The organism is Candidatus Planktophila lacus (assembly GCF_002288385.1).
Lineage (GTDB): Bacteria > Actinomycetota > Actinomycetes > Nanopelagicales > Nanopelagicaceae > Planktophila > Planktophila lacus_D.
In genome coordinates, this window is record NZ_CP016783.1 from 603,030 (window position 1) to 619,365 (window position 16,336).

The 16,336-nt window shown below is 48.6% G+C and carries 11 protein-coding genes; 9 read left to right on the forward strand and 2 right to left on the reverse strand.

Annotation, left to right across the window (positions count from 1 at the left end; translation table 11 throughout):
• Positions 1–30: 30 nt before the first annotated feature.
• A complete protein-coding gene (locus A1sIIB60_RS03030; RefSeq protein WP_095689075.1) occupies positions 31–456 on the reverse strand; it encodes a PaaI family thioesterase in 426 nt (141 codons plus the stop codon).
• 47 nt (positions 457–503) lie between these two features.
• On the opposite strand from A1sIIB60_RS03030, the gene polA reads away from it, so the two are divergent.
• Positions 504–3,110 (forward strand): DNA polymerase I, encoded by a 2,607-nt coding sequence (polA, locus tag A1sIIB60_RS03035; protein WP_095689076.1) that lies wholly within the window; start codon positions 504–506, stop codon positions 3,108–3,110.
• A gap of 4 nt (positions 3,111–3,114) precedes the next feature.
• Here the strand turns inward: polA and A1sIIB60_RS03040 are convergent, their stop codons facing one another.
• Positions 3,115–4,341, reverse strand: a complete 1,227-nt coding sequence (locus tag A1sIIB60_RS03040; protein WP_095671033.1) for an MFS transporter — start codon at positions 4,339–4,341, stop codon at positions 3,115–3,117.
• 123 nt (positions 4,342–4,464) lie between these two features.
• Between A1sIIB60_RS03040 and rpsA the strand changes: the two genes are divergently transcribed.
• The 8 genes from rpsA to whiA all read left to right on the forward strand — a co-directional run bounded on the left by rpsA (position 4,465) and on the right by whiA (position 16,270).
• Complete coding sequence (gene rpsA, locus A1sIIB60_RS03045; RefSeq protein ID WP_095689077.1) at positions 4,465–5,820, forward strand: 30S ribosomal protein S1; 1,356 nt, start codon at positions 4,465–4,467, stop codon at positions 5,818–5,820.
• 95 nt (positions 5,821–5,915) lie between these two features.
• On the forward strand, positions 5,916–6,506 hold the full coding sequence (gene coaE, locus A1sIIB60_RS03050) for a dephospho-CoA kinase (protein WP_095689078.1): 591 nt from the start codon (positions 5,916–5,918) through the stop codon (positions 6,504–6,506).
• 9 nt (positions 6,507–6,515) lie between these two features.
• Positions 6,516–8,609 (forward strand): excinuclease ABC subunit UvrB, encoded by a 2,094-nt coding sequence (gene uvrB, locus A1sIIB60_RS03055; RefSeq protein ID WP_095689079.1) that lies wholly within the window; start codon positions 6,516–6,518, stop codon positions 8,607–8,609.
• Complete coding sequence (uvrA, locus tag A1sIIB60_RS03060; RefSeq protein ID WP_095689080.1) at positions 8,610–11,483, forward strand: excinuclease ABC subunit UvrA; 2,874 nt, start codon at positions 8,610–8,612, stop codon at positions 11,481–11,483. It begins immediately after the preceding gene.
• Positions 11,484–13,421 carry an excinuclease ABC subunit UvrC gene (gene uvrC / locus A1sIIB60_RS03065; protein ID WP_095689081.1) on the forward strand — a complete coding sequence of 646 codons (1,938 nt, stop codon included), beginning with the start codon at positions 11,484–11,486 and terminating at the stop codon, positions 13,419–13,421.
• Between the two features lie 32 nt (positions 13,422–13,453).
• Positions 13,454–14,323, forward strand: a complete 870-nt coding sequence (rapZ, locus tag A1sIIB60_RS03070) for an RNase adapter RapZ (RefSeq protein ID WP_095689082.1) — start codon at positions 13,454–13,456, stop codon at positions 14,321–14,323.
• Complete coding sequence (locus tag A1sIIB60_RS03075; protein WP_095689083.1) at positions 14,320–15,273, forward strand: gluconeogenesis factor YvcK family protein; 954 nt, start codon at positions 14,320–14,322, stop codon at positions 15,271–15,273. Before rapZ ends, A1sIIB60_RS03075 begins: the two co-directional genes overlap by 4 nt.
• Before the next feature lie 19 nt (positions 15,274–15,292).
• A complete protein-coding gene (gene whiA / locus A1sIIB60_RS03080) occupies positions 15,293–16,270 on the forward strand; it encodes a DNA-binding protein WhiA (RefSeq protein WP_095671041.1) in 978 nt (325 codons plus the stop codon).
• Positions 16,271–16,336 lie beyond the last annotated feature (66 nt).

Sequence of the window (16,336 nt, forward strand, 5' to 3'; positions counted from 1 at the left end):
AGCGCTCAGCATTTTTAATCGCTGAAGGCGCTACGCTCTTTCAGCCAGGATCATGCAGGTAATACGTGCAGAACAAGTACGTTGACCCTGCTCGTTGGTAATCACAACTTCGTATACACACAAGGTTTTTCCTATTGATACCGCTGTGGCAACGCCGGTCACATATCCTGACATAGCCGATTTGTGATGTGTGGCATTGATATCAACGCCAACAATTCTGCGGTTCGGTCCAGCGTTTAATTGGGTACCAATTGAACCTAGCGATTCAGCCAAAACGACATTTGCGCCACCGTGAAGTAAACCGATTGGTTGAGTATTTCCCTCAACTGGCATACGGCCAACTAGTCGTTCAGGAGAAGCCTCCAGAATCTCAATTCCCATCTTCTTATCGAGGGCGCCGCTTCCACGTTCCCGGATTAGCTCTAAATAATTTGGCGTATTTTCTGGCTGCGTCATAGTTCGAAATAGTAACTTGTTAACGGGTACTTCTCTAGGATGACGCCATGGCCCAGAAGCGTTTATTACTTATCGATGGCCATTCGATGGCATATCGCGCCTTCTTCGCACTTCCCGCCGAGAATTTCACAACCGCGCAAGGTCAACATACAAATGCTATTTATGGCTTTGCGACGATGTTGATTTCACTTTTAAAGGATGAGAAGCCAACCCACGTTGCCGTTGCCTTTGATGTTTCACGTAAGACATTCCGCACCGATATCTTCCCTGATTACAAAGCCAATCGCGCTAAGACTCCGGACGAATTCCGTTCGCAGATGTCTTATCTAAATGATTTGGTTACAGGATTCGGAATAACCCAGTTTGCACTTGAAGGTTACGAAGCTGATGACATCATCGCGACGATTACCAAACAAGCCGAACGAGAAGGTGCTGAAGTACTCATCTGTACGGGTGATCGGGACAGCTTTCAGTTGGTGACAGATAAGACCACTGTTCTCTATCCAAAGCGCGGAGTCTCCGAAATGGTGCGCATGACGCCAGATGCCGTGCAAGAAAAATACGGCATGAGCCCTGACCAATATCCTGATTTTGCCGCGTTACGCGGAGACCCCAGCGATAACTTGCCATCGATTCCAGGCGTTGGTGAAAAGACCGCTGCAAAGTGGATAGTCGAATATGGCTCACTTCAAGATTTAATTGCAAACGTAGATAAAGTCGGCGGCAAGGTAGGTCAATCACTTCGCGACAACATCAACGATGTCATTCGAAATCGCGAACTAACTCAACTCGTGCATGATGCACCGATCGAATACCAAGTAGAAGCACTCGCATGGGCCGGCGTGGTCGAAAGTGATCTCACCAAGTTATTTGAACAACTTGAGTTTCGAACCCTCAAAGATCGATTAAAGCCAATTCTTAATCCCGACTCAGTAGTCAAAGAGGTAAAGGGTCAGAGCAACAACGATGAGTTCACGCTCTTTGCCCCAGTGATCGAAGGCGGAACTCTGTCACCTGAAGAGTTAAGTGAGAAGATATCTCAGCACTCAGGAGATATCGCTCTATCTTTTGAGCTACTTGATGAGAAGTTGCATCGTTATGCAGTTGCCTTTAATCCGAGCGATGTCTATTTAATTCATTCGGCACAGATGGGGGAGTGGGCCCAGGATCCAAAAGTTTCGAAGATTGCACATGATGCCAAGTCGCTGGCTCGTGAAAACCTACTCGATGGAGTTGTTTTCGATACTGCACTCGCTGCATATCTTGTAAATCCAGGTGTGCGAGCACAGGAGTTATCCGATCTATTAGAGCGCTGGGGAGATGGTGCTCAAATTGATACCTCTTCTCCAGAACAATCACTTCTTACAAGCGCCGCCGCCCTCTTTAAATTACGTGGCTCACTTCTAACCGAGATGAAAGATCGCGGTGTACTTGCCCTCTTTACAGATTTAGAACTTCCTATTGCGCGCCTCCTCGCAGTTATGGAGAACCGTGGCATCGCCGTTGATCGCAAAGAGCTTGAAAAGTTAGCGACATTCTTTGAAGGAGAAGTCGCGCGCGAGACAAAGGCAGCTCACCTAGCCGCTGGCCATGAATTTAACGTGGCATCTCCAAAACAGCTACAAGTTGTTCTCTTCGATGAGCTAAACCTGCCAAAGACGAAGAAGATCAAGACTGGATTTACAACCGATGCCGAGGCGCTTAACTGGTTATTTGAAAAGACTAAGCATCCACTCCTTGAATCACTTCTTCGCATTCGAGAAACCAAGAAGTTAGGCACAACTGTCGAAGGTCTTATTGCAGAAATAGGAAGTGATGGAAGAATCCGCACCCACTTTGCGCAAACAGTTGCAGCAACGGGTCGTCTTTCATCTGTCGGACCAAACCTGCAGAACATTCCGGTACGCACCGAAGAAGGACGCAGTATCCGTAACGCATTTATCGCAGGTAAAGGCTTTAGTGGACTCTTAACTGCAGATTACAGCCAGATCGAAATGCGGATCATGGCTCATCTCTCAAATGATGCCGGGCTACTTGCAGCATTTGAAACCGGTGAAGATCTACACGCCACCGTTGCTGGTCTTGTCTTTGGTGTGAAAGCCAATGAAGTTGATTCAGAGATGCGCCGTCAGATCAAAGCGATGTCTTACGGACTTGCCTACGGCTTGAGTTCTTATGGTCTTGCCGCGCAGTTAGATCTCTCACCACCTGCGGCGCAGGATTTAATGGATCGCTACTTCCAACGTTTTGGTGGAATCCGCGATTACTTGAGCAGCGTCGTAGAACAAGCACGTAAAGTTGGATACACCGAAACCGTTATGGGGCGCAGACGCTACCTGCCAGATCTAATGCACGATAACCGCCAGCGCCGCGAGATTGCAGAACGCATGGCGCTAAATGCTCCGATTCAAGGCTCAGCCGCCGACATCATCAAACAGGCGATGCTAAATGTCGAGCGCGCGTTGATTAGCGAGAACCTTAAATCACGTCTCTTGCTGCAGGTTCACGATGAGTTGATCCTTGAAGTTGTAGCGGGTGAAGAAGAAGTTCTAACTAATTTGGTGCGACGTGAGATGGGTTCTGCCTTCCCGCTTCGCGCACCGCTTGATGTAAGCGTCGGTATCGGTAAGAGCTGGAACGAAGCTGCACACTAAGGGGCTAAGTAGTAGTTGGTGAATTATCAGACATAGCTGCGAGATCTTCTTCATCTGTTGGTATGCGATCTGCCGCAGATAAACGTTTCTTTCCTAAATTAAGAATGATAAATCCGGTAACGATAGTGAAGCAGGTTATGGAGAGAGCAAATCGCGGTGAATAAGTCTCTGCGATCCAACCACCAGCAGCAGCACCAATTGACATCAGAGTTCCTTCAACAGTCCAGATCCAACCCATCATTCCAACTGCCGAACCCTTAGGGCGCACCGCCTCCATAACTTCCCAGTAAAAGACTTGGATCGTTCCGCCTACCAAACCTAGGAATGAAGCGGCAATAACCATCGACCAGCCTGGATAAGTAAAGACGATCGGTATTGAGATGAAGATCCAAATCAAGTAGGTAATTCGCATCGCCTTAAGTGCAGATACTTTCTTTGAGACAAGACCGCCAAGAAGTCCACCAAAGATATTTGCGATTCCCATCGCCGCTAAAATCCAAGCAGTTCTGTGGGGCACTTCTTCTAAAGTTGCGAAAGCTGGAACGGCTACATCGAAAACGCCCCAACCGAAACCAATAAAACACCCCTCGATCATCAGCAATTGAATTGCCTTGTGGCGCCAGAGGGAGATGTGATTCTCTTCTTTCTTCTCTGGGATCCAATTACGAGAAACTTTGGTAATCGCTAAACCGCCGCCTCCTATCAACATAAAGATGGAAGCCACCACAAGCGGGCTTCCTGGACGTGATGAGAGAGCCAATGAAGTGGCAATAACCGGACCTAGAACACCTGCAGAACTCATTACCGATGTATCTACGGCATAAGCGGTGCGCAAGAAATCTTTTGGAACGACATCGCGCCACAACGGACGTACTGAGAGATTAATTGGAGGCGCGGTAATTCCCATAATGAAGGCGGCCAACAAAATACCATTTCGATTTTCCATAGTATTTAAAATCAACATCATTCCGGCGTAACCTGGAACAAAAATACGCAGTGGCCATTTCTGTCCATATTTATCCATCAACATGCCACGTAATCCAGCAGTTGCGGCGCCCGCGACAGAGTTAATTCCAATAGCAAATCCCGCAGCAGCAATCGAGCCGGTTGCATCTTCAGTCTTAAAGAAAATGGCGAGTGCAACCATGCCGTAGGCGACACGGGCCGGGAATGCTGAGAGAACTAAGACCCATACATTGGGAATGGCAAAGAGTTCTCTGTAGCGTTTCATTGGTTGCTAGTTTACGCCTGACTATTAGGCGGATTTGCTCTAATTACTGCTAAAACCGTACGCTTACGCCCGTTCACCAGAAGAGTTCTGGAGTCCTATTACTTTCTATCCCTACGGAGCAACTTGAGCACATCATCACCAGTCGTAGCAGTTAACGACATCGGATCGGCAGCAGATTTTCTTGCAGCAATCGAAGGCACAATCAGAAATTTCAATGACGGCGATTTGGTCGTCGGAACAGTAGTCCAAGTAGATCGCGAAGAAGTTCTTCTTGATATTGGTTACAAAACAGAAGGCGTAATTCCTTCACGCGAACTCTCAATCCGCCACGATGCAGATCCAAATGACATTGTTAAGGTCGGCGACCGCATTGAAGCGCTCGTTCTCCAAAAGGAAGATAAAGAAGGCCGCACAATTCTCTCTAAGAAGCGCGCACAGTACGAGCGCGCCTGGGGCGAAATCGAAGGCAAGAAAGAGCGCGACGAAGTTGTCGTCGGAACAGTTATTGAAGTTGTTAAGGGTGGCTTGATCGTTGATATCGGTCTTCGCGGCTTCTTGCCAGCCTCACTCGTTGAAATGCGTCGTGTACGCGATCTAACTCCTTACATCGGTAAGGAAGTTGAGGCTCGCATCATCGAACTCGACAAGAACCGCAATAACGTTGTTCTTTCACGTCGCGCATTCCTAGAGCAGACCCAATCAGAGTCACGCACTACATTCTTGAACCAGCTACAAAAGGGTCAAGTTCGTACCGGCGTTATCTCATCGATCGTTAACTTCGGTGCATTCGTTGACCTTGGTGGCGTAGACGGTCTAGTTCACGTTTCAGAGCTTTCATGGAAGCACATCGATCACCCAGGTGAAGTTGTTGAAGTTGGCGATGAAGTAACCGTAGAAGTTCTCGAAGTTGATTTCGAGCGCGAGCGTGTTTCACTTTCTCTTAAGGCAACACAAGAAGATCCATGGCAAGCATTTGCGCGTACCCACACAATCAATCAGGTTGTTCCGGGCGTCGTGACAAAGCTTGTTCCATTCGGTGCATTCATTCGTGTTCATGAAGGCATTGAAGGACTTGTTCACATCTCAGAGTTGGCAGAACGCCACGTTGAGATCCCAGAGCAGGTTGTCGCTGTAGATGACGAACTATTTGTAAAGATCATCGATATCGATCTTGAGCGTCGTCGTATCTCACTATCTCTTAAGCAGGCTAATGAAGGTCATGAAGTTGAGATCGAAGCATTCGATCCAACCCAATACGGCATGGCAGCTCGCTATGACGCAGCAGGTAACTTCATCTACCCAGAAGGTTTCGACCCTGATACTCAGGAGTGGAAGCCTGGACATGACTCACAACGCGAAGAGTGGGAACGTCAATATCAGGAAGCACAAACTCGCTTCCTTGCTCACAAGAAGCAGAAGGCAGAAGCAAAGGCAGCAGATGCTGCAGCTCCTGTTGCTGAAGAAGCAGCTGCTGAATAATTAGCAGGTAATGAGGAAGGGCTCACCTTCGGGTGGGCCCTTATCTCTTTTATAAAACTTCTATAAAAGTAGTTGCGGAAGGTAGAGTCTGAACCATGTTGGTTGTCGCACTTACTGGTGGAATAGGCGCAGGTAAATCTCTCGTTGCGCAGCACTTCTCAGAACTTGGCGCACGCGTTGTAGATGCAGATCAACTATCTCGTATAGCAATCGAACGTGGGTCTGAAGGTTTCGATGAAGTCATCACTCGATTTGGCGAAAGTATCCTGCGCAACGGCGACATAGACCGCAAAGCGCTAGGTGAAATAATCTTTAAAGATAAGAGCGCTAAGGCTGATCTGGAAGCGATTATCCATCCACGAGTTCGCGAACTTTTCTTTGAAGTTGTCAGCGATCTCGCGGCAGATGAAATCCTGATTTATGAGATCCCGTTGCTAGTTGAAACCGGCGCGGCTAGTAATTTTGATCAGATCATTACCGTCGAAGCAGATCTCGAGATTCGTAAATCCAGACTCTTAAAGCGCGGCATGTTCTCTTCCGAAATTGAATCTCGCTTAGCTGCACAGGCTTCACCATCTGAGCGTGAGGCAGTCGCTACCCACATAATCGAAAATAGCGGCGATGAAGATCAACTGCTGCGCAAGGTGGAAAACCTCTGGGAGGAACTCCAGCGCCTTTCAAAGTAGGCTAGGAAAATGCGCCCGATCTCTGATCTCCAAAGAAAGGTTCACCCTTTCCAGGTAATTAGCGACTACGTTCCTGCAGGAGATCAACCTCAGGCAATCGAAGAGATCGTCACCCGAATAAACGCGGGTGAAAAAGATGTAGTGCTACTAGGTGCAACAGGTACTGGAAAATCGGCAACGACCGCTTGGTTAATTGAGCGCCTACAACGCCCGACCCTGGTTCTCGCTCCTAATAAGACTCTCGCCGCGCAGTTGGCAAATGAATTCAAAGAGCTACTACCCAATAACGCAGTTGAATATTTCGTTTCTTACTACGACTATTACCAACCTGAAGCCTATGTTCCGCAGACCGATACCTTTATCGAGAAAGACTCCAGCGTTAACGATGAGGTCGAACGTCTGCGACATTCGGCCACGAACTCGCTCCTAACTCGTCGCGATGTCATTGTTGTCGCAACTGTCTCTTGTATCTATGGCCTTGGAACGCCGCAGGAGTACATCGACCGCATGATTCGCCTGAAGGTTGGCGATGAGATTGAGCGCAATCAACTGCTACGCAGATTCGTAGATGTGCAGTACTCACGTAACGATATGGCCTTTGAACGCGGCACCTTCCGCGTCCGCGGCGACACCATTGAAATCATTCCGATGTACGAAGAACTAGCCATCCGCATAGAGATGTTCGGCGATGAGATTGAAAAGATCATGACCTTGCATCCACTTACCGGCGAGATCATTCGCGATGAGACTGAGATCTATATCTTCCCAGCCACTCACTACGCCGCAGGCCCAGAAACGATGAAACGTGCGATGGGTGAGATCGAAGATGAACTTCAGATTCAACTTAATCTCTTTGAAAAGCAAGGAAAACTGCTTGAAGCACAGCGCCTTCGCATGCGCACAACTTTTGATCTCGAGATGATGCAGCAACTTGGGTTCTGTTCCGGTATCGAAAACTATTCCCGCCACCTAGATGGTCGCGATCCAGGATCTGCACCGAACTGTCTACTTGATTACTTCCCAGAAGATTTCTTAGTTGTTATCGATGAAAGCCACGTAACAGTGCCGCAGATTGGCGCAATGTACGAAGGCGATGCATCTCGTAAACGCACTCTTGTAGAACACGGCTTCCGACTTCCCAGCGCTCTCGATAACCGACCACTTCGTTGGCCAGAATTTCAAGAACGCGTTGGTCAGACTCTTTATCTCTCTGCAACTCCCGGAAAGTACGAAATGGAGAAGGTCGGGAGAGATGTTGTAGAGCAGGTAATTCGCCCAACTGGCTTGGTTGATCCGGGGATCATTATCAAACCAATTAAAGGTCAGATCGATGATCTCCTCAATGAAATCAATATCCGCGCGGCAAAGAATGAACGCGTACTTGTTACAACTCTGACTAAGAAGATGTCTGAGGATTTAACAGATTATCTGCAGGAACGTGGAGTCCGAGTTCGTTATCTGCACTCGGAAGTAGATACCTTGCGCCGTGTAGAACTTTTACGTGAACTTCGCTCTGGTGAATACGATGTTTTGATCGGAATCAACTTGCTCCGTGAAGGCCTTGATCTACCTGAAGTATCACTGGTTGCAATCTTGGATGCCGATAAAGAAGGCTTCTTGCGTTCGGCGACATCTCTAATTCAGACCATTGGTCGCGCGGCACGTAACGTGTCAGGTGAAGTTCATATGTATGCCGATAACATTACAAAGTCGATGGCGCAGGCAATTGATGAAACAAATCGTCGTCGCGCCAAGCAAGTGGCCTATAACCTCGAACGCGGAGTCGATCCACAGCCGCTACGTAAGAAGATCGCTGATATCACCGACACTATCGCCCGCGAGAGCGATGACACCGATGAACTTATGGCGGCTCGGAAATCATCCGGTAAATCAAAAGGTTCATCTTCTGTTCTTGATATCGGATTTAACGCCCGCAGCGTTATCTCGCTACCGCGCCAAGAATTACTTGCCTTGATAGGCTCGCTCACCGAACAGATGCGCAGCTCAGCTGCTGATCTACAGTTCGAACTCGCAGCTCGCCTGCGTGATGAGATCAGAGAGCTCAAGAAGGAGCTCCGCGGAATGGATGAGGCGGGAATTTAAGTGAGCATCGATAAGTTAATTGTGCGCGGTGCCCGCGAGCACAACTTAAAGAATGTCTCTATCGAACTACCGCGTGAATCCTTAATCGTCTTCACCGGTCTTTCCGGTTCTGGAAAATCAAGCCTGGCCTTCGACACGATATTCGCTGAAGGCCAGCGTCGTTACGTCGAATCTCTATCAGCGTATGCGCGACAGTTCTTGGGTCAGATGGATAAGCCAGATGTTGATTTCATCGAAGGTTTATCACCTGCCGTTTCGATTGATCAGAAATCCACCAACCGAAATCCTCGTTCGACAGTTGGAACAATCACTGAGGTTTATGACTATCTGCGTCTGCTCTTTGCGCGCGCCGGACGACCACACTGTCCTAAGTGCAGCAAAGCAGTTTCGCGCCAGAGTCCACAGCAGATTGTTGATCAAATTCTCACCATGCCCGCCACAACCAAATTTCAGGTTTTGGCGCCGGTTATTCGTGAACGTAAAGGTGAATTTGTTGACCTCTTTGCCGAACTTGTCACTCAGGGTTATTCACGTGCACGCGTCGATGGCGAAACCATCTCACTCTCTGAACCACCAAAGTTAAAGAAACAAGAGAAGCACACCATTGAAGTTGTCGTAGATCGCTTGACCGCAAAGGCAGAATCAAAATCACGCCTTACCGATTCAATCGAAACTGCGTTGCGGCTAGCCTCCGGAATAGTGTTGCTTGATTTTGTAGATGCTAAAGGCGCTGAGAAAGAGCGCACCTTTAGCGAACACCTAGCCTGTCACGATTGCAACCTCTCCTTTGAAGAGCTCGAACCGCGTTCATTCTCATTTAACTCACCGTTTGGTGCATGTGCTGAGTGCTCTGGAATCGGCACAAAGCTTGAAGTAGATGAAGAGTTAGTTATCCCTGATGACAATCTCTCAATTAATGACGGCGCTATCGCCCCTTGGTCTAGCGGTCACACATCCGAATACTTTCTACGTTTGCTGGAAGCGCTTTCAGATGAAGTTAAATTCTCGCTTGATAACCCTTGGAAAAAGTTATCCGTTAAGGCCAAAGAAGCGATCCTCAATGGTTTTGAATATGAAGTTCATGTCAAGTACAAGAATCGCTATGGTCGAGTCCGCAATTACTCATCTGGCTTTGAAGGTGTAATTCCCTTTATTCACCGCAAACACGATGAAACCGATAGCGATTATTCTCGTGAAAAGTACGAGTCTTATATGAGACAAATCCCGTGCAATGTTTGTAAAGGGGCGCGTTTAAAGCCAGAGGTTTTATCTGTGACAGTGGGGGATAAGAACATCTCTGAAATCTGCGAACTCTCAATAGCTGATTGCGCAGCTTTCTTAAAGAGTATTTCGCTCAACGCTCGCGAAGCGCAGATCGCAGAGCGTGTTATGAAGGAAGTCCATGCACGTTTGGGGTTCTTACTCGATGTTGGACTTGATTACCTATCTCTGGCACGACCTGCTGCAACACTTTCTGGAGGCGAAGCGCAACGTATTCGTCTGGCAACTCAGATCGGATCTGGCCTAGTTGGCGTGCTTTATGTTTTAGATGAACCCAGTATCGGATTACACCAACGCGATAACCGTCGCCTAATCGAAACTCTCACACGTCTGCGCGATCTCGGAAATACCCTGATCGTTGTAGAGCATGATGAAGAGACTATTCGCACCGCAGACTGGATCGTAGATATTGGTCCTGGCGCGGGTGAACATGGCGGAAAAGTTGTCGTCTCCGGTTCTTATGAAGAGCTAATTGCATCTAAAGAATCAATCACCGGCGCTTACTTATCGGGGCGTAAGTCGATTGCTATTCCAAGCAAACGTCGACCAATAGATCCAAAGCGTAAATTAGTTATCAAGGGCGCCAAGGAGAATAACCTCAAAGATGTTGAAGTAGAGATCCCGCTTGGTCTCTTTGTCTCTGTTACAGGAGTAAGTGGTTCAGGTAAATCAACTCTAGTAAATGACATTCTCTACACAACCCTTGCCAACAAGTTAAACGGAGCGCGCTTGGTTCCAGGTCGCCACCGCACTGTCACCGGCGTGGATCAATTGGATAAAGTCGTACACGTCGATCAATCACCGATCGGTCGCACGCCACGTTCTAACCCTGCAACCTATACCGGTGTCTTTGACAAGGTGCGCGCCCTCTTTGCAGAAACGACTGAAGCCAAGGTGCGTGGTTACCAACAGGGTCGCTTCTCATTTAACGTAAAAGGCGGGCGCTGCGAGAACTGTTCGGGCGATGGCACCATCACCATCGAAATGAACTTCTTGCCAGATGTTTATGTGCCATGCGAGGTCTGTCATGGCGCCCGTTATAACCGCGAAACTTTGGAAGTTCATTACAAGGGCAAGACGATCGCTGAAGTTCTCGATATGCCAATTGAAATCGCGCACACTTTCTTTGAATCAGTTCCAACTATCGCTCGCTATTTGAAGACGCTCTGTGACGTTGGCCTTGGTTATGTTCGCTTAGGCCAGTCGGCGCCAACTCTTTCAGGTGGCGAAGCGCAACGCGTAAAGTTGGCTACCGAGCTGCAACGACGCTCTACCGGTCGGACAATTTATGTCTTAGATGAACCAACAACTGGTCTGCACTTCGAAGATGTCAGTAAGTTACTTGGGGTGCTTAGTCGTTTGGTTGATTCCGGAAATACAGTCGTTGTAATTGAACATAATCTTGATGTGATCAAGTGTTCTGACTGGGTTATCGATATGGGGCCGGAAGGTGGTTTCCGGGGTGGCATGGTTGTCGCTGAAGGAACACCTGAAGATGTTGCGAAAGTTAAAGCGAGTTACACAGGTAACTTCCTAGCCGAAATGCTTGCTACCAACCGCGCTCCTGCTAAGAAAAAGACTGCCGTTAAGTAAATGGCTGATCCAGCTAGTTATCGCCCCAAGGAGATTCCAGAGGATCCCGGGGTTTATCGCTTCTATAACGGAAAAGATAAAGTCATCTATGTTGGCAAGGCAAAGAATTTAAAGAATCGGTTAACGACTTACTTTGGTTCAAATCTTGCGCGCAAGACACACCGCATGGTTAACGAAGCGGTCCGTGTTGACTGGACGATCGTTGCTACCGAACTCGAAGCGCTGGCTCTGGAATTTTCATGGATCAAGCAATATCAACCAACTTATAACGTGCAGTTCAAAGATGATAAGTCTTACCCATACCTTGCAATTTCCATGCAAGATGAATTCCCCCGAATCTTTATTACTCGCAAGGAGAAACGCCCCGGCCTTAAATACTTCGGCCCCTACACGAATGCCTGGGCACTCCGAAATACCTATGAAGTACTCCTCAAAGTCTTTCCAGTTCGATCTTGCTCTGAAGGAAACTTCGCGCGGGCTAAGCGGAGCAAGCGCCAGTGCTTGCTAGGGGATATCGGTAAATGCGCCGCACCTTGCGTCGGCTGGGTAACGCCTGAAGAACATCGCGAGATCGCAGTAAAGCTTGATGCCTTTATGGAGAAAGGCATGGAAGATATCTTGCCTAAGTTGCGCAGTGAGATGGATCTAGCATCTGAACGCGAAGAGTTTGAACGCGCAGCGCGTATTCGTGATCAGATCGAATCCTTCGAAAAAGCACAACGTTCCACCCAGGGAAATCTCTCAGATGATCTAGATGGAGATTTCATTTCAATACATGAAGAAGGACTTCATGCTGCGGGTTCGATATTCATGGTTCGCCGAGGATCAATTAAAGGCTCGCGCTCGTGGATTGTCGATCAAGAACGAGCACTTGAGGGTGATGATCAAGTCGCTTCACTCTTCTTCTCTATTTACAGCCAGAGCGCACCAACGGATATCCCAAGCGAGATTTATCTAAATCGTGAGCCGATTGACCAAGAAGCGTTAGAAGACTGGCTTACAAATCTTCGCGGAGCAAAAGTTTCAATAAAAGTTCCACAACGTGGCGAGAAAGTGGAGCTACTGCAGACCGTTGAGCGAAATGCCCACTATGCCTTGATCCAATTCTTAAGTAAGCGTGCAACCGATGCCGCCGTTAGCGGCAAGGCGCTGCTAGAAATCGAAGAGCAGTTAGAGCTAAAGCGCACACCGCTTCGTATCGAGTGTTATGACATCTCAAATATCTCTGGCACATCAGTCGTGGCATCTATGGTCGTCTTTGAAGACGGTATGGCTAAGAAGAGCGAATACCGCCGCTTCATAATCGATACTAAGGAAGCAACCGATGACACTCGGGCCATGCACCAGGTCATTACTCGCCGCATGAAGCGTTTACTAAATGACCGAGCTGTAGATGAAAGTGATGTCGCCGCTATTGGCGGCAAGTTGAGTAAGTTCTCATACCCACCGCAGTTAATCGTTGTAGATGGTGGAGCGCCACAAGTTGCTGCTGCCCAACGCGCACTTGATGAACTTGGCGTAACTGATGTTGCTTTATGTGGGTTGGCTAAGCGCTTAGAAGAAGTCTGGCGTCCCGGTGAAAGCGATCCGCTTATTCTTCCACGCACCAGTGAAGGTATGTATTTGCTGCAAAGAATTCGCGATGAAGCCCACCGCTTTGCTATTACCTTCCACCGTTCGCGTAGATCAAAGGTGATGCTCGAATCTATTTTGGATGAAATTCCGCAGATGGGACAGGCTCGTCGCGCCTCCCTGCTTGAACAATTTGGATCAGTCGCCGCACTGCGTAAAGCAACGCTGGCAGAAATCGCAATGACACCAGGTATCGGAGAAAAGATCGCTGAGATCATCTTTGAGTATCTCCAGAAATCAGCGCACGGCTCGGTTGCGGAGATTGTTAATACTCAAACCGGCGAGATTACAACCGCTACGAAGTAGCCAAAGAGAGCGCCGCAAGGGAGAATAAAGCCATGTCAACGAAGGAACTCCTTGTTGTAACGGGAATGTCAGGTGCGGGTCGCTCAACCGTTGCCCACGCGCTAGAAGATCTCGGTTGGTATGTCGTTGATAACTTGCCACCTTCTTTGTTGCCTGAATTAGCGGTTCAAACTAAGAGTTCAGATATCGCATCCCTGGCAGTTGTCGTGGATGTGCGCGGTGGTAAGTTCTTTGACGCGCTAAGCAACTCACTTCAAACTCTAAAAGACTCTGGTATTTCATACCGTTTGCTCTTTCTAGATGCCACTGATCAATCATTGGTCCAACGCTTTGAATCGACTCGTAGGCCGCACCCGCTGCAAGCTAAAGACCGTATCGTCGATGGCATCGCACGTGAACGTAGCAAGTTAGAGGAACTGCGCTCTGGCGCGGATGTGGTTATCGATACCTCAAATCTAAATGTGCACCAGCTAGAAAAACGGATCGGTGAAATCTTCTCAGCGGGAATGTTAGATGCCATACGCATCAATGTTCTCTCCTTTGGCTACAAGTATGGAATTCCTGTCGACTCAGATTTAGTTTTAGATTGCCGCTTTATCCCAAATCCCCATTGGATCCCGGAGCTGCGCCCTCTCACCGGTCTGACCAAAGAAGTTTCAAATAAAGTTTTGACCAGCGAGGGCGTATCGGAATTTGTAAAGAGTTATGTTGGAGTTATTCGCCAGATGATGCCGGGTTACCTTCGCGAAGGTAAGAAGTACGTGACCATCGCAATTGGTTGTACCGGTGGAAAACATCGCAGCGTGGCGATCTCTGAGGAAATTGCTAAACAGCTTTCTTCGGAAGAATCACTGATTGAAATTTCTGCACACGCGACACATCGTGATGTAGGTCGTGAATGAGTGGCAGTAAACCGCGAGTAGTTGCACTTGGGGGAGGCCATGGTCTGGCGGCAACTCTTTCCGCACTTCGCCAAATAACTACGGATTTAACTGCGATTGTCACAGTGGCTGATAACGGTGGCTCAAGTGGTCGCCTGCGCGAAGAGTTTTCAATTTATCCTCCCGGTGATTTAAGAATGGCGCTAGCGGCGCTCTGCGCAGATGATGAATGGGGCCGTAGTTGGGCTGAGATCATGCAATATAGATTTGAAAGTGATGGCGTACTTGATGGCCACGCCGTTGGAAATTTACTGCTTGCAGCGCTTTGGAATAAGGGTGAGGATCCAGTTGCAGGGCTAGATCGGGTTGGATCGTTGTTAAAAGTTATTGGTCGAGTATTACCGATGTCTGTCGAACCCCTTGATATTGAAGCAACTTTCACTAACTCAACAGGTCGCTTTATTGTTAAGGGGCAAGTACAAGTGGCTACTGCAAAAGGTCGCCTAGAAAGTCTGCGCCTGCTCCCTGAAAATCCAACCGCCCGACCTGAATCTCTTGCTGCAATTGATGCAGCAGATTGGATTGTTATGGGCCCAGGATCTTGGTTCTCCAGCGTTCTGCCACATCTGATGGTTCCCCAACAACGCGATGCGTTAGTTGCAGCAAAGGCAAAGAAGATTCTCATCCTTAATTTGGATTCAGCAACTGAAAATGGACCAGTCATAAATTCGGGGGAGTACGCCGGATATACCGCTACAGAACATATAGAGATATTGCACACCTATGCTCCCGATCTGCGCTTTGATTTAATCGTGGCAGATCAAAGCGTTGTCGCCGGATCCGATCAGCTACAGCGCCATCTTTCAAGTACAGGTGGAGAGTTATTGATCGCCGACCTACGTGACCAACGTTCCTTGGTCCATCACGATCCAAAGAAATTAACTTCACTTTTCGTACACATAGCAGGCTAAACCCTGCTTGGATATGCCCATGGCAATGACCGCAGCAGTTAAAGACGAGCTAAGCCGTCTTTCAGTAACCAAACCTTGCTGCCGCAAAGCCGAAGTATCTTCTCTTCTGCGCTTTGCTGGTGGCCTTCATATTGCAGCAGGCAAAGTTGTAATCGAAGTCGAACTCGATACTTCACAGAGCGCACGTCGCCTTAAGAAAGATATTGCAGATATCTACGGCCACGATAGCGATCTCGCAGTTCTCTCATCCAGTGGGTTGCGTAAAGGTTCTCGTTATGTGGTGCGCGTTATTGAAGCCGGCGACGCTCTTGCCCGCCAAACAGGTTTAATCGATAGCAACGGTCGCCCAGTTCGTGGTCTGCCACCACAAGTTGTCGCTGCCAATATCTGCGATGCCGAGGCTGCTTGGCGGGGTGCTTTTATTGCACATGGTTCACTAACCGAACCGGGTCGTTCATCTTCACTTGAAATTACTTGTCCAGGTCCAGAAGCAGCGTTGGCGCTCGTTGGAGCAGCTCGTCGTTTAGGAATTACCGCAAAGGCGCGCGAAGTTCGCGGCGTTGATCGCGTTGTTATTCGCGATGGCGATGCCATTGGAGTTCTTCTTACTCGCCTTGGCGCACATGAAAGTGTTCTTGCCTGGGAAGAACGTCGCATGCGCCGCGAAGTTCGCGCCACTGCAAATCGTTTAGCAAACTTTGATGATGCCAATCTGCGTCGCTCAGCACGCGCTGCAGTTGCAGCAGCTGCTCGCGTACAACGAGCTATGGAAATTCTCGGCCCACAAATCCCTGATCATCTAAAAGAGGCCGGCGAACTTCGCATCAGCCACGGACAGGCAAGTCTTGAAGAACTCGGTTCATTGGCTTCTCCACCAATGACCAAGGATGCGATCGCAGGACGTATCCGACGACTCCTGGCAATGGCTGATAAACGCGCCTCTGAACTCGGAATTCCAGATACTGAAGCGGGCTTATCGCCTGACTTGCTCAACTAGTCCTACGCAGAAGTAACTCCACGCGGCTGGTAAGGTTAGCCACGACCCCAATGTTGTGGCAGTTTT